At 60.4% G+C, this 20,859-nt stretch carries 21 protein-coding genes, 1 pseudogene and 1 riboswitch; of the genes and pseudogenes, 12 read left to right on the top strand and 10 right to left on the bottom strand.

The window, feature by feature from the left end; genetic code table 11:
* Positions 1-57: 57 nt before the first annotated feature.
* The 4 genes and pseudogenes from J5274_RS06035 (at position 58) to truA (ending at position 2,752) form a co-directional block, all read left to right on the top strand.
* Positions 58-828 (top strand): hypothetical protein, encoded by a 771-nt coding sequence (locus tag J5274_RS06035; protein WP_219274807.1) that lies wholly within the window; start codon positions 58-60, stop codon positions 826-828.
* 38 nt (positions 829-866) lie between these two features.
* Positions 867-989: pseudogene (locus J5274_RS28730) on the top strand (type II toxin-antitoxin system VapC family toxin); the annotation flags it as partial.
* 21 nt (positions 990-1,010) lie between these two features.
* Positions 1,011-1,949 (top strand): methionyl-tRNA formyltransferase, encoded by a 939-nt coding sequence (gene fmt / locus J5274_RS06040; RefSeq protein WP_142823887.1) that lies wholly within the window; start codon positions 1,011-1,013, stop codon positions 1,947-1,949.
* Positions 1,949-2,752, top strand: coding sequence for a tRNA pseudouridine(38-40) synthase TruA (gene truA / locus J5274_RS06045; RefSeq protein WP_142823888.1), 804 nt, complete (start codon positions 1,949-1,951; stop codon positions 2,750-2,752). Before fmt ends, truA begins: the two co-directional genes overlap by 1 nt.
* A 3-nt stretch (positions 2,753-2,755) precedes the next feature.
* Here truA and J5274_RS06050 read toward each other — a convergent pair whose 3' ends face one another.
* From J5274_RS06050 to dapD, 3 genes are all read right to left on the bottom strand, one after another.
* The gene (locus J5274_RS06050) at positions 2,756-3,358 is read right to left on the bottom strand and encodes a hypothetical protein (RefSeq protein ID WP_111216504.1); all 603 of its coding nucleotides are present in this window, start codon (positions 3,356-3,358) and stop codon (positions 2,756-2,758) included.
* Positions 3,345-4,538: a succinyl-diaminopimelate desuccinylase gene (dapE, locus tag J5274_RS06055; protein ID WP_142823889.1), complete on the bottom strand. Its 1,194-nt coding sequence runs from the start codon at positions 4,536-4,538 to the stop codon at positions 3,345-3,347. The genes J5274_RS06050 and dapE overlap by 14 nt, the downstream gene beginning before the upstream one ends.
* Positions 4,539-4,670: 132 nt before the next feature.
* The gene (gene dapD, locus J5274_RS06060; protein ID WP_142823890.1) at positions 4,671-5,528 is read right to left on the bottom strand and encodes a 2,3,4,5-tetrahydropyridine-2,6-dicarboxylate N-succinyltransferase; all 858 of its coding nucleotides are present in this window, start codon (positions 5,526-5,528) and stop codon (positions 4,671-4,673) included.
* Between the two features lie 220 nt (positions 5,529-5,748).
* On the opposite strand from dapD, the gene J5274_RS06065 reads away from it, so the two are divergent.
* From J5274_RS06065 to J5274_RS06075, 3 genes are all read left to right on the top strand, one after another.
* A complete protein-coding gene (locus J5274_RS06065) occupies positions 5,749-6,609 on the top strand; it encodes an LOG family protein (RefSeq protein WP_142823891.1) in 861 nt (286 codons plus the stop codon).
* A 67-nt stretch (positions 6,610-6,676) separates the two neighbouring features.
* Positions 6,677-6,756: riboswitch (Fluoride riboswitch) on the top strand.
* Positions 6,757-6,835: 79 nt separating this feature from the next.
* Positions 6,836-8,245, top strand: coding sequence for a voltage-gated chloride channel family protein (locus tag J5274_RS06070; protein ID WP_142824441.1), 1,410 nt, complete (start codon positions 6,836-6,838; stop codon positions 8,243-8,245).
* The gene (locus J5274_RS06075; RefSeq protein ID WP_142823892.1) at positions 8,242-8,637 is read left to right on the top strand and encodes a DUF190 domain-containing protein; all 396 of its coding nucleotides are present in this window, start codon (positions 8,242-8,244) and stop codon (positions 8,635-8,637) included. The genes J5274_RS06070 and J5274_RS06075 overlap by 4 nt, the downstream gene beginning before the upstream one ends.
* Positions 8,638-8,791: 154 nt before the next feature.
* Here J5274_RS06075 and J5274_RS06080 read toward each other — a convergent pair whose 3' ends face one another.
* The 3 genes from J5274_RS06080 to argB all read right to left on the bottom strand — a co-directional run bounded on the left by J5274_RS06080 (position 8,792) and on the right by argB (position 11,162).
* Positions 8,792-9,403, bottom strand: a complete 612-nt coding sequence (locus J5274_RS06080) for an EF-hand domain-containing protein (RefSeq protein WP_142823893.1) — start codon at positions 9,401-9,403, stop codon at positions 8,792-8,794.
* Positions 9,404-9,517: 114 nt separating this feature from the next.
* Entirely contained in the window at positions 9,518-10,222 is a 705-nt protein-coding gene (locus tag J5274_RS06085) for a pyrimidine 5'-nucleotidase (RefSeq protein ID WP_142823894.1), read from the bottom strand.
* A gap of 52 nt (positions 10,223-10,274) precedes the next feature.
* Positions 10,275-11,162 (bottom strand): acetylglutamate kinase, encoded by an 888-nt coding sequence (gene argB / locus J5274_RS06090; protein ID WP_142823895.1) that lies wholly within the window; start codon positions 11,160-11,162, stop codon positions 10,275-10,277.
* Between the two features lie 185 nt (positions 11,163-11,347).
* Between argB and J5274_RS06095 the strand changes: the two genes are divergently transcribed.
* From J5274_RS06095 to J5274_RS06105, 3 genes are all read left to right on the top strand, one after another.
* Entirely contained in the window at positions 11,348-11,887 is a 540-nt protein-coding gene (locus J5274_RS06095) for a sigma-70 family RNA polymerase sigma factor (RefSeq protein ID WP_142823896.1), read from the top strand.
* Positions 11,884-12,606: an anti-sigma factor domain-containing protein gene (locus tag J5274_RS06100; protein WP_142823897.1), complete on the top strand. Its 723-nt coding sequence runs from the start codon at positions 11,884-11,886 to the stop codon at positions 12,604-12,606. The genes J5274_RS06095 and J5274_RS06100 overlap by 4 nt, the downstream gene beginning before the upstream one ends.
* Positions 12,607-12,816: 210 nt before the next feature.
* Positions 12,817-13,374, top strand: a complete 558-nt coding sequence (locus J5274_RS06105) for a fasciclin domain-containing protein (protein ID WP_111216520.1) — start codon at positions 12,817-12,819, stop codon at positions 13,372-13,374.
* A gap of 69 nt (positions 13,375-13,443) precedes the next feature.
* Here J5274_RS06105 and yihA read toward each other — a convergent pair whose 3' ends face one another.
* The 4 genes from yihA to rpmH all read right to left on the bottom strand — a co-directional run bounded on the left by yihA (position 13,444) and on the right by rpmH (position 16,603).
* The gene (gene yihA / locus J5274_RS06110) at positions 13,444-14,103 is read right to left on the bottom strand and encodes a ribosome biogenesis GTP-binding protein YihA/YsxC (protein ID WP_142823898.1); all 660 of its coding nucleotides are present in this window, start codon (positions 14,101-14,103) and stop codon (positions 13,444-13,446) included.
* A 128-nt stretch (positions 14,104-14,231) separates the two neighbouring features.
* On the bottom strand, positions 14,232-16,043 hold the full coding sequence (gene yidC / locus J5274_RS06115; RefSeq protein ID WP_142823899.1) for a membrane protein insertase YidC: 1,812 nt from the start codon (positions 16,041-16,043) through the stop codon (positions 14,232-14,234).
* The gene (rnpA, locus tag J5274_RS06120) at positions 16,043-16,435 is read right to left on the bottom strand and encodes a ribonuclease P protein component (protein WP_111216526.1); all 393 of its coding nucleotides are present in this window, start codon (positions 16,433-16,435) and stop codon (positions 16,043-16,045) included. Before rnpA ends, yidC begins: the two co-directional genes overlap by 1 nt.
* A 33-nt stretch (positions 16,436-16,468) precedes the next feature.
* A complete protein-coding gene (gene rpmH / locus J5274_RS06125; protein WP_111216528.1) occupies positions 16,469-16,603 on the bottom strand; it encodes a 50S ribosomal protein L34 in 135 nt (44 codons plus the stop codon).
* Between the two features lie 445 nt (positions 16,604-17,048).
* On the opposite strand from rpmH, the gene J5274_RS06130 reads away from it, so the two are divergent.
* Positions 17,049-19,061, top strand: coding sequence for a methyl-accepting chemotaxis protein (locus J5274_RS06130; RefSeq protein ID WP_219274808.1), 2,013 nt, complete (start codon positions 17,049-17,051; stop codon positions 19,059-19,061).
* Between the two features lie 214 nt (positions 19,062-19,275).
* Entirely contained in the window at positions 19,276-20,745 is a 1,470-nt protein-coding gene (locus tag J5274_RS06135; protein WP_224128606.1) for a HAMP domain-containing sensor histidine kinase, read from the top strand.
* The last annotated feature ends 114 nt before the right edge of the window (positions 20,746-20,859 follow it).

Below are 20,859 nucleotides of genomic sequence, written 5' to 3' on the forward strand. Positions count from 1 at the left end.
CGCATTTCGTGAGATGTGCAGAACAGGTTTCGGACGTGTCGAGAAAAAGGCTTTGTCATGGTGAGCATTTCGTCTCGGAACAACTATCAAACGGATACGACACGCTCGGACTTGGAAAAAGCCCGTATTTGCGCCGCGAACAATGCCGACCTCTATCAGGCAATGTTCCGTTCCCACGGACTGGCCGACCAGCGAACCACGGCATTCTGGTCCAGCGATGCGGTCGCGCCGCCGTATTATTCCAACATGACAACACTTGAGCCTCATTCGACCGAGGAGCAGCTGTCTGAAATTGCTCGGCTGACAGAGAGACTGGGAAAACGACCCGGCTTGAAGGATGGCTTTTGCAGGCTCGATCTGGTGAGCAGGGGGTTCAAGATGTTGTTTTCCGCCTCATGGATTTGGGCTGAACCCCACGACCTGCCGGCGGATAGACCTCATGGCTGGGGACGCATAGGCGACGGGGCGGCGCTGGCTCGCTGGGAGCAATTCTGGAAAGACTCAGGTAGCCCGACCGATGCCAACGTCTTCACACCCGCACTGCTTCTGGATCCCGACATACATATCTACGGTCGACTGGCCGGCGGCAGCTTTGATGCCGGATGCATCGTGAACCAATCGCCGAAGGCTGTCGGCATCTCCAACATCTTCAGCCTCAATGGTACGCCAGATGCATTCCGGGATGCAGTTTCACTGGCAGCGACAGCGTTTTCACGCAATGCGCCGCTGGTTGGATATGACAGCGGCGACGCGCTCGGTGAAATGACGAAGCTTGGTTTCAGGGCGGTCGGCGAACTCAGAGTCTGGTTGCCCGACGGGGAAACCTAAGCGCGGAGTTCGGAGGGTAAAAATGCCGGCCCCTCCGTCAAACCAAGGACGCGACGATCGCCAGGACATGCCTCTCACACGGTGCGACATTGGCGACGCGCAAGACAAAAGACTTCGAGGGGCTTGATCTCGCGCCGATAAAGCCGTTTGAAGGCGGTTAAATCGCAACGACGGACGATCGCATGTCTCTCAGCATCATCTTCATGGGAACACCGGCCTTTTCGGTGCCGACCCTGCGCACCCTGGTCGACGCCGGTCATCGCATCGTCGCTGTCTACACGCAGCCGCCGCGCGCCGGCGGCAGGCGCGGGCTGGAACTGCAGAAATCGCCCGTTCACCAAGCCGCCGAACTTCTGGGCCTGCCCGTCTACACGCCGGTCAATTTCAAGGATCCCGAAGAGCGCCAGCGCTTTATCGACCTCAAGGCAGATGTCGCCGTCGTCGTCGCCTACGGGCTGCTGCTTCCGCAGGCGATCCTCGATGGCACGGCGCTCGGCTGCTACAACGGCCATGCGTCGCTGCTGCCGCGCTGGCGCGGGGCGGCGCCGATCCAGCGGGCGATCATGGCAGGCGACACCAAGACCGGCATGATGGTGATGAAGATGGACAAGGGCCTCGATACCGGCCCGTTGGCGCTCACCCGCGAGGTCGCGATTTCAGAGACGATGACGGCGGGCGAACTGCACGACAGGCTGAGCCAGGTCGGAGCCAAGGCGATGGGCGAGGCCATGGTCCGGCTGGAGATGAATGATCTGCCGCTGACGTCGCAGCCAGCCGAGGGCGCGGTCTATGCCGCCAAGATCGACAAGGCCGAGACACGGATCGACTTCCACAAATCCGCGGCCGATGTGCACAACCACATTCGCGGCCTGTCGCCGGCGCCCGGCGCCTGGTTCGAGATGGAGATCTCGGGCAAGCCGGAGCGCATCAAGGTGCTGGCATCCGAGATGGTGGCGGGTGGCGAGGGCGTTGCTGGCACTGTGCTGTCTGACGATCTTACCATTGCCTGCGAGACCGGCGCGGTGCGGCTGACGCGGTTGCAGAAGGCTGGCGGCAAGCCGCTGGCTGCCTTAGATTTCCTGCGCGGCACGCCGATACCTCATGGCACGAGGCTCGCCTGATGCCGCGATACCGCATGACTGTCGAATATGACGGCACGCCCTATGTCGGCTGGCAGAAGCAGGACAACGGCCATTCCGTCCAGTCGGCCATCGAGAACGCTATCCTGGCGCTGACGGGCGAGGCCGTTCTGGTGCGCGGCGCAGGCCGCACCGATTCCGGTGTGCATGCGATGGGGCAGGTGGTCCACGCCGACCTGTCGAAGACGTGGCCGTCGCATACCCTGCGCAATGCCCTGAACGCCTATCTCGGCAAGGCCCGCGAGCGTGTCTCGATCATCGATGCCGCCGAGGTCGATGAACGCTTCGACGCGCGCTTTTCCGCCCATCGCCGGCACTATCTCTATCGTATCATCAGCCGCAAGGCGCCGCTGGCGCTGGAGGCAAAGCGCGCCTGGTGGGTATCCAAGGATCTCGACCATGTTCCGATGCATGCGGCAGCCCAGACGCTGATCGGCTATCACGACTTCACCACCTTCCGCTCGATCCATTGCCAGGCCAACAGTCCGCTGCGCACCCTCGACCGGCTGGATGTCACCCGCAATGGCGATCTGATTGAAATCCGCGCCACGGCGCAGAGCTTCCTGCACAATCAGATCCGCTCCTTTGCCGGCACGTTGAAGATGGTCGGCGAGGGAAAATGGTCGGTCGAGGATGTCCGCGCTGCGCTCGAGGCGCGGGATCGAAAGGCCTGCGGCCCGGTAGCGCCGCCGGAGGGGCTATATTTCCTGCAGGTCGACTATCCCGCAGATCCCGATGCCCGCCGCATTCGCCAGAGTGAGCAGCCGCGCCCGGCACGGGAATAGGCGTCAGGAGCCGGGCGGATAGATGCCGAGGAAATGCTGCAGGAAGTCCGTCAGCAGCATCGGCGGAACCATCATCATCAGTGTCATCGCCGCGACGAACAGCGGATGCGGTCCGCAGATCATCCGCAGGATGCGGGCAAGCGCGAAGATCAGCGCCATCATCAGCACCAGCCACAGGATGGCGGTGAGGCCGGCCGATCCCGGCACGAAGGCGATGAGCGCGATCAGCAACGCGTTCAGGTAGGCAAGCGGCAGACCCAGCCAGTTCATGGCGACGACGACAGGCTGGAATTTTTCGCCACTCCTGAAAAGCAGCAGCAGCAAGCCTGCCATGACGGGCGGTACCAGCCAGTTTGCCGCCTCCACGAGGCCGAGGCGGAAGAAGAAGGCTGGCCCGGTGGCGCTGCCCGGCGGCATGGCCGACAGATAGGTCTGCTGCCACCAAAGCCAGGAAATGCCGATCGGTGGCAGGCACCAGAGAACGGCCCAGAAAGACCGTGTCAGGCCCCGATCGGAGATGTCGAGGTAGTTGAAACCGCGCGCGTCGTTGCGCACCAGCAGCCAGAGCCCGGCCAGATAGTACTGGACTTCCCTATACGTCGGCATTCTGGAACCAGCGTTCGAGGAATGTCTCGTAGATTGCCGTCAGCGTTTCGAGATCGGCGACCGCAACGCGCTCGTCGACCATGTGCATGGTCTGGCCGACGAGGCCGAATTCTACGACCGGACAATAGTCCTTGATGAAACGCGCATCCGACGTGCCGCCGGTCGTGGACAGTCTGGGCGCCTGCCCGGTCACCGTCTCCACAGCTGACGAAAGCGAGGCGATCAACTCGTTGTTGCGGGTGAGGAACACATGGCTCGGCCGCTCCGCCCAGGCGATCTCGTAGGATGCCGGCGGACGACCCGGACGCAGCGTCTGGTCGGCTGCCGCCCGGTCGAGCCGTGCGACGATCTCGGCCTTCAGCGTATCTGCCGTCCATGTGTCGTTGAAACGGATATTGAAGCTTGCCGTCGCCTTCGCCGGGATGACGTTGGTAGCGCCGTTGCCGACGTCGAGCGTCGTCACTTCGAGGTTGGATGGCTGGAAATTGTCAGTGCCCGCGTCGAATGGCGGATGCATCAGCGCCTGCGTCAGGGCGAGAATACTGCGCACCGGATTGTCGGCGAGGTCAGGATAGGCCGCGTGGCCCTGGACGCCGTTGACGGTGATTCTGCCCGACAGTGAACCGCGCCGACCTATCTTGATCATGTCGCCGAGCCTGTCGGGATTGGTCGGTTCGCCCACCAGGCAGGCGTCCCATGTCTCGCCCTTTTCGGCAGCCCATTTGAGTAGCTTGGTGGTGCCGTTGATCGCCGGCCCTTCCTCGTCGCCGGTAATCAGAAACGAGATCGAGCCCTTTGGCGCGCCGTGCCGGGCGATATAGCGGGCAACAGCAGCAGCAAAGCAGGCGATACCGCCTTTCATATCGACCGCGCCGCGTCCGAATATCTGGCCATCGGCGATTTCGGCGGCAAAGGGCGGATGGCTCCAGCTTGCTTCGTCGCCAACAGGCACGACGTCTGTATGGCCGGCAAACATCAAATGCGGCCCCTCATGGCCGAGCCGGGCATAGAGATTGTCGATGTCGGGAATGCCAGGTTCGCTGGCAGTCATCCGTTCGACGACGAAGCCGAGCGGCAACAGCATGTCGGTCAGTGCCGAAAGAGCACCGGCGTCGGCGGGTGTTACCGACGGGCAGCGGATCAGGGTCTGGAGATTGGCGACGGGATCGGTGGTGTTCATGACAACGATGTATCCGGCGGGAAATGGCAAAGCGATGGCAAATGTCGGAACGGCGATAAATACTCAGGCTCGAAATGGAGCTTTTGCTGTTCCGGACGCTCCCGTTGCCGGGAGCGTCCATCCAATTGCCGCTCAGTCGCGCAAAAGTTCGTTGATACCGGTCTTCGAACGCGTCTGCGCATCGACGCGCTTGACGATGACGGCGCAGTAGAGACCGGGGCCGGGCTGGCCGTTTGCCATCGGCTTGGCTGCCGGCAGCGATCCAGCGACGACGACGGAGTAGGGCGGTACTTCGCCATAGGTGATATCGCCGGTGGCGCGGTCGACGATCTTCGTCGACTTGCCGATGAACACGCCCATGCCGAGAACCGAGCCTTCGCGGACGATGCAGCCCTCGACGACTTCCGAGCGGGCGCCGATGAAGCAATTGTCCTCGATGATCGTCGGGCCGGCCTGCATGGGCTCCAGTACGCCGCCGATGCCGACGCCGCCGGAAAGATGCACATGTTTGCCGATCTGGGCGCAGGAGCCGACTGTCGCCCAGGCGTCGACCATTGTGCCTTCGCCGACATAGGCGCCGAGATTGACGAAGGACGGCATCAGGATGGCATTTGGGGCTATATAGGCCGAGCGCCGTACGACGCAGTTCGGTACGGCGCGGATGCCCGCTTCGCGGAAGCGGTTTTCGCCCCAGCCTTCGAACTTCGAGGGGACCTTGTCCCACCAGGTCGATCCGCCAGCACCGCCCTCGATGATCGTCATGTCGTTGAGGCGGAAGGATAGCAGCACCGCCTTCTTCAGCCACTGATTGACTGTCCAGACGCCATCGGCACCGCGTTCCGCAACACGCACCTTGCCACCGTCGAGCAGGGTCAGCGCCGTGTCGACCGCATCGCGGATTTCGCCTGACGTCGAGAGGTTGACGCTGTCGCGCGCGTCGAACGCCGCTTCGATGGTCTTTTCAAGCGAGGCAAGATCGGTGGCGCTCATGACAATTCCTTGAACATCTGTGGATTTCGTCCCGGCCGGTGGATCATTCGCAGATGTGATCGCTTGGCCGGTGATCTGCTCTACAACAGCCGTCCCGGAAATGGAATGATCTTTCCTGCCGCATTGCATCTGGATTGGGCGCCCGATCGCGGCATATCTGGAGATGCGGAGGCTGCGCCGATTCGGGCTGCGGTCCCATTGAGTTATGGAAGGCAGGACAATGGCTAAAGGCAGGAACGGCAAGCTGCGGCGCAAGGACGGCGTCTGGGATCCGCTGAAGACCAGCGGCGCCGACAAGACCCGCGCCGAAGCCATTCCAAAGACCCCGCAGTCGCTGTCGCCATCCTACAGGCTTGCCTATGCCGACGAGGATTTCCTCTGCCGCGAGGAATTACGGCCAGTCCGGCTGCAGCTGGAGCTGATGAAGACGGAAATGGAGCTCACCGAGCGCGGCATCAAGTCGACTGTGGTGATGTTCGGCGGCGCACGCATTCCAGCACCCGGCCAGAGCGCCTGGGCCGCGCGCAACGATGTCCAGCGCGCCAATCTCGAGGCCGCCTCTGTCTATTACGAGGAAGCCCGCAAGTTCGCCCGGCTCTGCGCTCGCTATTCCGCAGCCTCAGGTTTTCACGAATATGTCGTCGTCACCGGCGGCGGCCCGGGGGTCATGGAAGCGGGAAACCGTGGCGCTTCGGAGGAGGGTGCGCCGTCGATCGGCCTCAACATCGTCCTGCCGCACGAGCAGGCCCCGAACGCCTATGTCACCCCGGAGCTGAGCTTCAATTTTCACTACTTTGCGATCCGGAAGATGCATTTCATGCTGCGTGCCAAGGCCATCGCCGTTTTTCCCGGCGGTTTCGGCACGCTCGACGAATTTTTCGAATGCCTGACCCTGATCCAGACCGGCCGCATGGCCCGCCTGCCGCTGATCCTTTTCGGCGAAGCCTTCTGGCGCAAGATCATCAATTTCGACGCACTCGCCGAGTTCGGTACAATCGCCCCCGACGACGTCAACCTGATCAGCTTCGTCGATACAGCCGAAGCCGCATGGAAGATTGTCAGCGATTTCTATGAGCATTGAGGAATGCGCGAAAGTCTCAATCGCGTCGTTCCAACCCGGTTGACACGCAATCACCCGTTCGCTTATCACAGCGAACGGTAATGGATTCTGCCGGACCAGAAAAGGTCGAACCGCTTCCCGGATGAAGCTGATGACTCCTACTCAACGCGCTTATGCGAAGGAGTAGAGTCGTGCCTGATATCCAGAACCAATCCTCACATGTAGTGCCTGCCGGAGTGACCGCGTGATGGTTTTCTCCGATATTCTTGGCATACGCCTGCAGCTAGCTCGCAGCCTTTTGAAATGGATGGCTGTTGTCACGCCGATGGCGATCACAATCGGGTCTCTGGTCGCGCTCTTTCTTTGGAGCCTAGACCGGGCGACCGAGGCACGGTTTGCCTATCCATGGCTGATCTATGCTCTGCCGGTTGCGGGTTTCGCGATGGTTTTCGCGTATGGTCGCTTCGGCGTTTCTGCCGAGGGTGGAAATAACCTCATCGTCGACCAGATCCACGAGCCAGGCGGCGGGGTGCCGTTGCGGATGACGCCTTTCATCCTCGTCTCCACCGTTCTCACGCACTTGGTTGGCGGCTCCGCCGGTCGCGAAGGCACCGCAGTCCAGATGGGGGGTAGCCTTGCCAGCGCCTTCGGCAGGGCATTCCGGCTGGACCGAGCCGATGTCCGGATCCTGCTGATGGCAGGTATTGCGGCCGGGTTCGGAGCTGTCTTCGGCACGCCGATTGCCGGAGCCGTCTTCGCGCTGGAGGTCTTGACGATAGGACGGATGCAGTACGAGGCACTGCTGCCAGCACTGATGGCGTCGGTCATCGCCGATTGGACATGCCAGGCCTGGGGGATCACGCATGTCCGCTACGCAATTTCCTATCTGTCGGCTTTGGGGACCACGGGTAATTTCCATCTCGAGCCGCTTCTTCTCCTCAAAGCCGTTGCGGCGAGCGCGGCCTTCGGCATTGTTGCGCATCTCTTCGCTGACGCCTCCCATCGCCTCTCCTCTCTCCTGAAGCGGCTGATACCCTATGCGCCGCTGCGCCCGGTGCTGGCAGGCCTGGTCATCCTGGGCTTGGTGCACCTGCTTGGCACGCGGGAATACCTTGGCCTCGGCGTCTGGTCTCCTGATCACGACGACGCGACCATTCTCGGCTTTTTCCGCCCGGATCACATCGACAGCTGGAGTTGGCTCTGGAAAATGGTCTTCACGATCATAACGTTGAGCGCCGGTTTCAAGGGCGGTGAAGTCACCCCGCTATTTTTCATCGGCGCAGCGTTGGGAAATGCGCTGGCAGGTCTGATGGGCGCTCCCGTTGACCTGTTCGCCGCTTTGGGCTTCGTTGCCGTATTTGCTGGAGCGACGAACACGCCGCTTGCCTGCATGATCATGGGCATCGAGCTCTTTGGCGCAACCCATGCTGTTTACATCGCGATTGCCTGCTTCGTCGCCTATCTCTGCAGCGGCCATTCGAGCATCTATCTGTCCCAGCGGATTGCCATCCCTAAAACCTCGGCCGGCAGCCACATTCCTCCGGGCACGGCGGTTCGGCATCTTCGCGACCTCCAAAAGCGCGCTCCGGTCGGGATGAACGGCGATTCATTACATATCCGCGCCTCCGATCATTCAGCCAGGAAGGACCAGCCATGACCCGGCATTCCATCTCACAGAAAGAAATCGGTATGGTGCGCATCTACATGAAGCCTCGCGAAAAGGTGCCTGGCAAAAGCGGCTGGCTTCGTGGATCCCTGCTCTATCGCGAACTGATCCTGCAGGCGAAGGCTGCGGGCATTCTGAACGCCGTCGCTCATTCCACCCACTTCGGATACAGCAATGGCGGCAGGGTGGCAGACGACGGATTTGAGATATCCAACCCCGATCTCACCATGTGCGTCGAGCTTATCGGAGATCGTCACGAACTTGAAAATTTCTGTCGGACACATGGAGGCATGTTGAAGGGCAAAGTCATCATCTACAAGCACATCGAGCACTGGGATATCACTGGGCACAGCGTCATCGTTGAAGATGTCCTCAAACCGTAAATGCCTTGATAACTGGTTGCGCTGCCTTAGCCGTGTGAGCGTGTGACGGGGCCGATCTCTGCACAGTTGTTTAAGCTCAGACCCCATTCAAAAAGCCCGCCATCGCAAGACTGCGAGGCGGGCTTCCGTTTGTCCTGCTAGGACGTGCCGTTCCTTACAGGAGCGGCATCTTCGGCATGTCGTCGAGCGCGATGAAGCCGTCGTGGTTGCGGTCCATCCGGTCGAAGAGCTTGGCCATGGCGGCTTCGGCCTCGGCCTTGCTGATCTGGCCGTTCTGGTCGGTGTCGATGCGCTTGAACAGCATCTCGCCCATCATGCCGCCGCGCATGCCCTTGCCGTGGCGACCTTCGCCGCGCGGGCCGTCCTTGCCGTCACGCGGAGGCTTGCCGCCTTCATCGTCGTTCATCGCCTGGTCAGGCTTTGCCTTGTCCTTGTTGTCTTCCATCATCTTCTTGCGCTCTTCCCACATCGCCTTCATCTGGGTCTTGCGGTACTCGCGGTATTCACCGGGCGTGATGGAGCCATCCTTGTTGGTGTCGATGGCATCGAACAGCTTGTCGGCGCCGGCTGTCGCCTCGTCCTTGGAGATCTTCATGTCGCCGTTGGTATCGAACTGCTGCAGCATGCGCACGAAGATGACTTCAGGGGGAATACGAGGGCCGTGACGTCCACCCATGTGATGGCCGTTGGCTGCAAAAGTTGCCGCCGCGCCGCCAAGGAGGAGGGTTGCGGACATTGCCGTAATGAGAATTTTCTTCCCGATCATTGGGTGTTTCCTTTGGTTGCCGTGGTGACTACTCAAAGGTAGGGCGGCGGACCCGAAACACCCAGTTAAACATCGGTAAGATGGATGAAACTTTTGTAATTAAAGCAGTTTTCGTCAGACGAGCGCCGACAGGAACGCTGTCAGATCGTCTGTGATGTAGTCGATGTGCTGGTCGTCGTCGCTGTGGCGCTCCCACCATTCGGTGAAACTGCCTTCGACATTCTGAGGCACCATCAGCACGGTTTTCATGCCCAGTGCCTTAGGTACAGTCAGGTTGCGCGGCAGGTCTTCGAACATGGCAGCGTTTTGCATGTCGATCTTGTGCAGGCCGGCAAACTTGTCATAGGTGCCGGCAGCCGGTTTCGGCAGATAGTCTGCCGCGACGATATCGAAGATGTCGTCGAAATGGTCGAGGATGCCAAGCGCTCCGGCCGTATCCTGCGCGTGCTTGACGCTGCCGTTGGTGAAGATGAACTTGCGGCCAGGCAGCGCCTTGATGGCGGCGGCAAGCGCCGGCTGCGGCGTAAGACCGGTATAGTCGATCGCATGCGCCTTTTCGAGAAAGTCGTCGGGGTCTACGCCGTGATGCAGCATCAGCCCCTGCAGCGTGGTGCCGTGTTCCAGATAATACTGCTTCTGCAGTTTGCGCGCCGAAGCCCTGTCCGTCTTTAGCAGATCCGCGACATAGCTCGTCATGTTGACATCGACCTGCGAAAACAGGTCGACATTGTGCGGGTAGAGCGTGTTGTCGAGATCGAATACCCAATCACGGATATCAGCGAAATCGGCGGCGGCGGGCATGTTTCTTGGCTGTGTCATGGCCGCCCTTATGCCATGCGCCAGCCTGCCGGCAAACCGCATTTTATCGTGATCAGGGAATGATCAGCGTGCCCGCGCCATGCTCCGTGAAGATTTCGAGCAGCACCGAATGGGCGGTCTTGCCATTGAGGATGACGACACCCTGAACGCCGGCCTGGATTGCCTCGATGCAGGTCTCCACCTTGGGAATCATGCCGCCGGAGATGGTGCCGTCCTTGATCAGCGCCTGTGCCTGGGCCACCGTCAGTTCCTTGATCAGTTCCTTGTTCTTGTCCAGCACGCCCGGAACGTCAGTCAGGAACAGCAGGCGCGTCGCATTCAGCGCCCCGGCGATAGCGCCGGCAAAGGTATCCGCGTTGATGTTGTAGGTGGCGCCATCGCGACCGGGGGCGACCGGTGCGATGACCGGGATCATCTCCGACTTGGCGAGCAGGTCGAGCAGCGTACGGTCGACTTCGACGACCTCGCCGACGAAGCCCAAATCCAGCACCCGCTCGATATGCGAGTCCGGATCGACGATGGTCTTCTTGGCCTTTTCGGCAAACACCATGTTGCCGTCCTTGCCGCAAAGACCGATTGCCCATTCGCCGGTCTGGTTGATGAGAGCGACGATTTCCTTGTTGATGGAACCGGCGAGTACCATTTCGACGATCTCGACCGTCTTGCGATCGGTCACGCGCAGGCCGCCTTCGAATTTCGATTCGATGCCCATCTTGGTCAGCATCGCACCGATCTGCGGGCCGCCGCCGTGTACGACGATCGGGTTGACGCCGGACTGCTTGAGCAGGGCGATATCGGCCGCGAATGCCTTGCCGAGTTCCGCATCGCCCATGGCATGGCCGCCATATTTTACCACGATCGTCTTGTTTTCGTAGCGCTGCATGAACGGCAGGGCTTTTGCCAGCAGGCGTGCCTGCAGTTCGTTTTCGGATTCGGCCATGACACACCCCGCTGAAATTGTTCGAGGGGTTTTATCTCAAGTTTTTGACAGAGGGAATAACGTCGAGGCGATAAGTTTTGATCGGGAAATCCACCGCGAGGAAGGTGCCTGAAGTGTTATTCGTCTTGCCCGGCCGCTCAAACATCCTAATATGACGGTATTGGGAACGGGAGCGGGGATCATGGATGGCCACTGACGATATAGCCACCCTCGTCAGCCGCGTTGCAATGCGTGACCAGAGTGCGTTTTCCGAACTTTATAAGAAGACAAGCCCGAAACTATTTGCCGTTTGTTTGCGTATCCTGAAAGACAGGACAGATGCGGAAGAAGTTCTTCAGGAAGTCTTCGTCCGGATATGGCAGCGTGCAGATCGTTTCGTCGCGTCGGAAAACCCGGCAATGGGGTGGCTGACGTCGATCGCCCGCAATCGGTCCATCGACGCCATCCGGGCTCGCAAGCCCGTGGCGGACGAGATCGACGCGGTGTATGATCTGGCTGACGACGAGCCCGATCCGGAGACGCAGGCTGTCATCAAGGGCGAGGGCAGGCGCATCGATCTCTGCATGGAAACCCTGGAGGACGGCCGCGCCCAGGCAGTTCGCAGTGCCTACGTCGAGGGACTGAGCTATCAGGAACTCGCCGATCAATACGCAGTGCCTTTGAATACCATGCGCACATGGCTGCGCCGAAGCCTGATCAAACTGAGAGAGTGCATGGACCGATGAGTTCACCCGATCAAAGCAAGGGAGGCCGCTCCCGCGACGAGGTACTGGCCGGCGAATACGTGCTGGGTGTTCTGTCGCTGGAAGACCGGCAGAAGGTCGAGACGCGCATGCGCAGCGATCGCCCCTTTGCGGCGATCGTCAACCGCTGGGAACAGAACCTGTCGTCGTTCAACGACGAATACGAAGCGATCTTGCCGCCGGCATCGGTGTTTCCGAAGGTCGAAAAACGGATTTTCGGCGAACGCCCAAAGCGCCGCGGCGGCGTCTGGAACTCGCTCCCGGTCTGGCGCGGGCTGACGCTTGCCTCGCTCGTGCTGGCTGCCGGTGCGATTTTCTACGATGCAAACGGTGGTCTGAAGGTCGGGTCCGGCTCCAGGCGGATGGTGGCCGACCTCGCGGTCCCCGCCAGCGTCAACGGTGCCCTCAACCTTGTTGCAAGCTACGACACTTCAAGCGGACGCCTGAAGATAACGCCGGTTGCAGCAGCGCAGACCGAAAAGAAATCGCTGGAGCTATGGTTGATCAAGGGCAGCGACCCAGCAAAAGCACTGGGCGTTCTGCCCCAGAGCGGCGAGGGCGAAATCGCCGTGCCAGCCAATATGCGCAGCCAGTTTGGCGAAGGCGCCACCATCGCCATCAGCGTCGAGCCCTTCGGTGGGTCACCATCCGGCGCGCCGACCGGACCCGTTATCGCTGCGGGTAAAACCCGTAGCCTTTAGTCATTTCCCCAGATTGTCGACACCATGCGCCGCGAACTCCAGTGTTTGCGGCGTTTTTCGTGGTTTTTACGTTTCATTTGAATTCGTTAAAAATCAGCGAGCAGTTTGAAACTGTTTTCAGGAGCGTTCCGTACTACCAGTGTCCCCGGCGGATAGGGCACAAGCCCAGGTGAGTTGGATCGGGGATATAAGAGGAAGAGGAATCAGATCATGATGAAGACCACGCTTCGCATTGCCGCTCTGGCCGTCGCATTGTCCGCAGCCACCGGCGCAGCTTACGCCAAGGACCCTATGGTCGGCGGCGCAAAGATGTACGCCTCGAAGAACATCATCGAAAACGCCGTCAACTCGAAAGACCACACGACGCTTGTTGCCGCTGTAAAGGCTGCAGGCCTCGTAGAAACGCTGGAAGGCAAAGGCCCTTTCACCGTATTTGCCCCGACCAATGAAGCATTTGCAAAACTCCCGGCCGGCACGGTCGAAACCCTGCTGAAGCCTGAAAACAAGGCCAAGCTCGTCAAGATCCTCACCTGCCACGTCGTCTCCGGCGACATCATGGCATCCGCTGTCAAGAAGATGGTCAAGGACGCCGGTGGCGAATACGACATCAAGACTGTCGGCGGCTGCGTGATCAAGGCCATGACAAAGGGCAGCAAGGTTACGCTGACCGACGAAGCCGGCGGCACGGCCCATGTCACCATCGCCGACGTCAAGCAGTCCAACGGCGAAATTCACGTCATCGACGCAGTTCTGCTGCCGAAGATGTAATCAACATCGACTTCGAAGGCCGTCGCTCCGGTAATTCACCGCGCGGCGGCCTTTTTGCGTTCAGTCACGTCAGGCGCCGTAGCCGACAGTTTCGATGATTGCCTGGCGGAGGTCATCCATACCTTCGTTCTCTTCGGAAGAGGTCGGTATGATGCCGGGGAAGCAGGCCGGGCGCTTGCGGGTCATCTCGGCTGCCTCGGCAACAACCCTCGGCACGCCGGCGTCCTTGATCTTGTCCGTCTTAGTGAGAACGATCTGGTAGGAAACGGCAGCCTTGTCGAGCAGGGCCATGACGTCTTCGTCGTTCTTCTTGATGCCATGGCGGGAATCGATCAGCACGTAGACGCGCTTCAGCGTCGCCCGGCCGCGCAGGTAGTCGAATACCAGCCTTGTCCAGGCATCGACATTGTCCTTCGGCGCCTTCGCATAGCCGTAGCCAGGCATGTCCACCAGCGCCATCGGCGGCAGGTCGCCGGCTTCCCCGGAATAGCCGTCGGGCACGAAATAGTTGAGTTCCTGTGTCCGGCCCGGCGTGTTTGATGTCCGGGCAAGCCCATGGTGGCCGACGAGCGCATTGATCAGCGACGACTTGCCGACATTCGAGCGTCCCGCAAAGGCAATCTCCGGCGGGCCTTCCGGCGGCAGGAACTTCATCGAGGGCACGCCACGAATGAAAATCCAGGGGCGGCCGAACAACGGCTTTTCGGTGGGTACGGGTGCTTCGGCCATGGCTCGCGATCGTTTGTTGATGGTTTGGCTTCACGGTTTTGGCAGCCGATGTCAAGACTTGCCGCTCTTGGGACAAAGGCCCCCCGCGTTGAAAAAGAAAACCCCGGACTAAGCCGGGGTTTTCAAGGCTATTTCGTTTCCGCCGGTTTCTTCCGCTTGAACAACCCGCGCATATTGTCGAACAGCTCGACCTTGGCACCGTGGCGCCGCATGATGATCGCCTGCTGAATCACGGACAGCGTGTTGTTCCAGGCCCAGTAGATAACCAGGCCGGCCGGGAAGCTCGACAGCATGAACATGAATACCAGCGGCATCCAGTTGAAGATCATTGCCTGCGTCGGATCGGGCGGCGTCGGGTTCATGCGCATCTGCAGGAACATGGTCACGCCCATGATCATCGGCCAGACGCCAAGATGCAGGATGGTCGGGGCCTCGAACGGCAGCAGGCCGAACAGGTTGACGATAGACGTCGGGTCGGGCGCCGACAGGTCGCGAATCCAGCCGAAGAACGGTGCATGCCGCATCTCGATGGTGATGTAGATGACCTTGTAGAGCGAGAAGAAGATCGGGATCTGCAGGGCGATCGGCCAGCAGCCGGCGACCGGGTTGATCTTCTCTTCCTTGTAGAGCTTCATCGTGGCCTGCTGCAGGCCCATCTTGTCGTCGCCGAACTTTTCCTTCAGCTCAGCCATGCGTGGCTGCATCTTCTTCATGTTGGCCATCGACGCGTATTGCTTGCTGGCCAGCGGGAAGAACAGGAGCTTGACGACGATGGTCGTGCAGAGGATGGCGACGCCGAAGTTGCCGAAGTAGCGGAAGAAGAAGTCCATCAGCTTGAACATCGGCTTGGTCAGGAAGTAGAACCAGCCCCAGTCGATCAGGCGGTCGAAGCGCGGGATCGAGTAGCTTTCCTCGTAGCGGTCGATGACAGGCACTTCCTTGGCGCCGGCAAAGACGAGGTTCTTGAGGTCGACGGACTGTCCGGCAGCGATGCTGATGGCATCCTGCTTGTAGTCAGCCTGGTAGCGGGGCTGGCCATCGGTAAAATGCGAGAAGCGGGCATCGTAGGGGGTCGTCTGCGGCGGCACGATGGTGGCTGCCCAGTACTTGTCGGTAAAGCCGAGCCAGCCGGTGGTTGCCTTTGCCGGGGTTGTCGGTTCCTTGTCGACAGCCGTGTACTTGGTTTCCAGCAGGCCGTCGTCGCCGATTACGCCGATGAAGCCTTCGTGCAGCACGTAGGCAGACGGCGTTGTAGGCAAGCTGTAGCGGATGACGCGACCGTAACTGGCAACCGAGACCGGCTGCTGGCTGGCATTGGTGATCTTGTCTGCAACCGTGAACATGTAGTGGTCGTCGACGGAGATCGTACGCGAGAAAGTCAGTCCCTTGTCATTGGTGTAGGTCAGCGTCACCGGCGTCTTGTCGGTGAGCTTTGCACCTTCAGGTGCCGTCCAGACGGTCGAAGGGCCAGGAACAGCGCCGGTCTTGTCGTCACCGATGTAGCCGAGTTCGGCGAAGTAGCCGTCCTTTGTTTCGGCCGGACTGAACAGCGTGATGATCGGGCTCATGTTGTCGACCGTCTCATGGTACGACTTGAGACGAAGGTCATCCAGGCGCCCGCCGGCCAGATTGATCGAGCCGAGAAGCGATGTGGTCTCGATGGCGACACGCGGCGTTTTTGCCAGCGCCTGCTGCAGCGTCATGGTGCCGATGGCGGCCTGGCCGGAAACGGGGGCGCCAGCGGTGGTGTTGGTGCCGGGGGTCGGTGCCGCTGCGGTGCCGTTCGGCTGAACCTGCTGCGTCGTCTGCTGCTGCGCCTTGAGGGCCGCATCGGCCTTGCGCTGCGCTTCGATGCGCGGGTTCATATAGAAGAACTGCCACCCGAGGACGATCACCACCGACAGGGCGATCGCGATGAAGTAATTGCGGTTCTTTTCCATCATTCTTTCCTGGAGCGGTCCGGTTGCGACCGGCGGTGTTTCGGCATGGCTTCAAAGCGGGCTGACAACTCCCGGGCCAGCGCTTCGAAGGGCGCAGTCAATACATCGCGGCGCGCGACAACCACATAGTCGTGTCCCGGCTGCATTGCAAACCCGGCCTTCAGCCGTACCGCTTCTTTCAGGCGGCGGCGCATGCGGTTGCGCTCGACGGCATTGCCATGTTTTTTGGTGACAGTGAAACCGACGCGTGGCGGCTCATCAGGCAGGGCGCGATCGAGCGCCTCGACCAGAAAGAAATTGCCCCGTCGTTTCTCTCCCACGCGCACGGCAAGAAACTGCGGCCGGCTTTTCAGCCGCCCGACAGTTTTGGTATTGGGTCGTTTATTCGTCATTCGCCCGCCATCGCGACAGGGCCTATTCGGCGATTAAGCCGAAAGACGCTTGCGACCGCGGCCACGCCGGGCGATGATGACCTTGCGGCCGCCCTTTGTTGCCATACGAGCACGAAAACCGTGGCGACGAGCGCGAACGAGCTTCGATGGTTGGTAGGTACGCTTCATTTATTTTAACACCGCGGAGTGCGGCCCTTCTTGGGTTTGCATAGTGCAAGGAGCGTTGTTGGACGCACGGAAGTAGCCCGCTAGGCAGGCTCCGAAACCGGACGTGCGGCGGCTTATAGGGATGAAGGCCGGAAAAGTCAATTATCGGGCCCGGGATTCACAGTTTGCAGCAACGCATGCCGCCAGTGTCGATTTCGCGCGCACTCCATACTTTGGAGGCGCCCCGGATTTTCCGCCAATGCTGCGCACGCGAAGAGCTGATATAATCCGTTCGGCGTGAAGCTGATGTATAATGTCTTAACTTACCAATTGGCGCCAATAGAGGCAAGTTTATCTCGTATTTTATATTTCAATATAGGAAAGGCTACCTTAACGATTGGCCTCGATAATACAAAATGAATGGGCTCTCCTGTTTTGAAGCCCATATATTTTGGGGGGTATTTAGTTGAAAATCCGTGGCAAGATCAATTTGCTCGTTGCTGTCATGGCAGGCGCAGCAATGCTTATAGGCGCGACCGCGCTGTTTGCCATAAACCAGTATGACAGCCAACTGAGGATATATGAACGCGCTTCGACCCGCGCTTATCTCGGTGAGCGCCTCAACCGTTATGTCACGGCGGTCGTCATGGAAAGTCGAGGCATCTACGGCGCCCCCGATATCAAATCCGCCAAGGGCTTTGCCGACGGACTAACTGCCGATCTCGTCGAAATCGACAAGATCATCGCCAAGTGGGCGCCGCTGGTGCCGGAAGGCCAGAAGGCCGATTTCGCTAAGCTGCTCGATAAGTCCAAGGAGTTCAACGGGTTCCGTAGCGAGACCGTGCGGTTGCTTTTGGCGGAGGGGCCGCCTGCAGCCAACAAGCAAGGCAATAACGAAGACAATCGCGCCAATCGCAAAGCTTTTCAGGCCGACATCGACGCCGTCGTGAAGGCCGACACGCAGGAACTGACCGCTGTCCGTGCCGACATCGATTCGTTTGGCGACATGATTTTCTGGGTGGTGCTCGCAGCCACCGGCCTTGGTATCGTCAGCGGCATTGGCTTTGGCCTCTATATCGGCACAAACCATCTGACGCGCCCGATCAACAAGGTCACCGATACCATCAAGCAGGTGGCAGGTGGCGATTTCAACGTCGACGTTCCCTATGTCGGTCGCGGCGATGAGATCGGCGACATGGCAGCGGCCGTCGAGGTGTTCAAGCAGAGCGGCCTTGCGGTCCAGCGCATGCATTCCGACGAGGCAGTGCTGCGCGCCAAGAGCGACGATCTGCAGTCGGGCATGTCGCATGTGGTGGCCTCGGCTGCTGCGGGGGATTTCAGCCGCCGGATCAAAAAGACCTACAACGACGAAAATCTCGATCGCTTCGCACGCAACGTCAACGAGCTTGTCGCTAGCGTCGATGCGGGGATCACGGAGACCCGACGCGTCATCGCCGAACTCGCTGCCGGCGACCTGACGCAGACCATGCGCGGCACCTATCAGGGTGCATTTGCCGAACTCCAGCAAAACGTCAACGCGACCCTGTCGACACTGCAGGACACCATGCGCGAGGTTCGCGACACGACGAGTTCGATCCATGGCAATGCCAACGAACTGCGCGTTGCCGGCGACGATCTTGCCAAGCGCACCGAGCAGCAGGCTGCAGCCCTCGAGGAAACTTCGGCGGCGCTCGACGAGATCACTGCCGTGGTGCAGAACTCGACCACCCGCGCCCAGGAGGCCAGCATCATGGCCACCGAGGCCAAGGACAACACTGCGAGATCCGGCATTGTCGTGCGCAATGCAGTCGATGCGATGGGCCGCATCGAGCAGGCATCGCGCGAAATCAGCCAGATCATCAATGTCATCGATGAGATTGCCTTCCAGACCAACCTGCTGGCGCTCAATGCAGGGGTGGAAGCTGCCCGGGCAGGCGAGGCTGGCAAAGGCTTTGCCGTCGTCGCCCAGGAGGTGCGCGAACTGGCCCAGCGCTCCGCAAAGGCAGCCAAGGACATCAAGGGGTTGATCACCAAATCGGGCAGCGAGGTGCAGGCCGGCGTCAAGTTGGTGCAGGAAACCGGTGAAGCACTCGGCGACATCGAAACCCGCGTGCTGGCGATCAACGACCATATCCATTCGATCGCCACCTCGGCGCGTGAACAGGCAACCGGTCTTGCCGAGGTCAACACCGCCGTCAACCAGATGGACCAGGTGACGCAGCAGAATGCCGCCATGGTCGAGGAAACGTCGGCGGCAACCCACAAGCTCACCGCCGAAGCCGACAGCCTCGTGCGGCTCGTTGCTGGCTTCAAGGTCACCGGCGCTCGCAATATCGCTCCGGCCGTTGCGCGTCTGGACACGCGCCGCCCGGCAGCCGCTCCGCCTCGCCAGATGGCTGTATCAGGTTCCCGCATGATGTCCGGAGGACGCGGCGGTGCGGCGGCCCAGCCCGCTTCTCAGGAATGGGAAGAATTCTGATCGCACGCAGGCTTTAACGTTCGCCCAGGCGCGGCACCCGGTGCCGCGCCTTTTTTCATCGGTCTGCCACCTTCATAAGGACGGCCGCGTTACGATGGCGCATTGAAGACACCGGCAAAAACTCTTATCGTATTGCCTAATTGACCAAGGCAATCTGCATTGCCGCTGAATGGGATGGCCGGAAATGAAATTTCCGCTGGGTACCAAAGCCGGCATGGGTAACAGGATATGCGCGTCGCGACCGACCGGACTTTTTGGCGGCCTGTCCGGCAAGCTCCTGTCGCTGACCGTCGTTTTCGTCATGGTCGCGGAAATCCTGATCTTCGTGCCCTCTGTCGCTTATATGCGGCTGCGTTGGCTGCAGGACCGCCTCAACACAGCTGCGGCTGCGGCGATCGTTATCGACGGCCTGCAGCCCGTCGAGCTGCCGCGCTCGCTGCAGAAGGAAACTCTGATGGCGACCGGCACCAGGGCCATCATCTTGCGCAAGGACGGCACCTCGCGGTTGCTTGCCACCGCCGATATGCCCACATCCGTCGACGACCAGTTCGACCTGACCGACGTTTCGCTGCCGACGGCTGTCCACGATGCGCTGAATACGCTGCTGTTCGGCGGCGAGCGGATCATGCGCGTCTACGGCCCGGTCGGGGAAACGAAAATGGGCGTCGAGGTCGTGCTCAAGGACGCCAGCCTGCGCAAGGCCATGCTGCGCTATTCGACAAACGTACTGCTTCTTTCGCTATTGCTTTCCTTCTTCACCGCAACCCTGATTTTCTTCGCCATCAACCGGATCATGATCAAGCCGATCCGCAAGCTGACCGACAGCATGCAATCCTACTCCGACGATCCGGAGGATCCTGCGCGGGTTCTGGTGCCGGATGACGGGCGCGACGAACTCGCCGTTGCCGGCCGCCATCTGGCGACGATGCAGGCGCAGCTGCAGAAGACGCTGAAGCAGCAGAAGAACCTTGCCGCTCTCGGTCTTGCGGTGTCGAAGATCAACCACGACATGCGCAATATTCTCGCCTCCGCCCAGCTGATGTCCGACCGGCTTGCTGACATCGACGACCCGATGGTCAAGCGTTTCGCGCCGAAGCTGTTGCGCACCATCGACCGCGCCGTCGGTTATACCAACGAGGTGCTATCCTATGGCCAGGCATCCGAATCGGCGCCACGCCGCCGTCGCCTTAAGCTCCACGATCTCACCGCCGAGGTGAGGGACATCATGGCGATCGATCCCGAAAGCGGGATCGAATTTGTCGAGGTGGTGTCCCATGAGCTCGAGGTGGATGCCGACAGCGAGCAACTCTTCCGCGTTATCCACAATCTCTGCCGCAACGCCCATCAGGCACTCATCGCCTATGGAGAGCAGCAGCCGCAGAGCGTTCGCCGCATCACTGTCGCGGCCCACCGGATCGGCAGTGTCGTCGGCATCACCATCGACGACACCGGTCCGGGTATGGCTCCGAAGGCGCGGGAAAACCTGTTCACGGCGTTCCGTGGCTCGGCGCGCTCCGGTGGCACCGGTCTCGGCCTGACCATCGCCCGCGAGCTGGTGCTTGCCCATGGCGGCACCATCGCTCTTGTCGAAAAGCCGTCCCCTGGGACCCAGTTCCGTATAGAGATCCCGGACCGCCCGATTTCCCTCGAGGCCTATCGCGGCCGCAGCGCCACCGAAACCTGAGGAGGCTCGGCGCTTTCCACAGTCGCCAACCGAAAAACAGCAGATTTTCAAGAAATCCGCTTGCTTTCACTCTGCGGACGTTTTAGAGGATCGCCACGCAAGCGGCTCAGCCAC

The sequence above is a fragment of the Rhizobium sp. L51/94 genome (assembly GCF_019355555.1).
Lineage (GTDB): Bacteria > Pseudomonadota > Alphaproteobacteria > Rhizobiales > Rhizobiaceae > Rhizobium > Rhizobium rhododendri.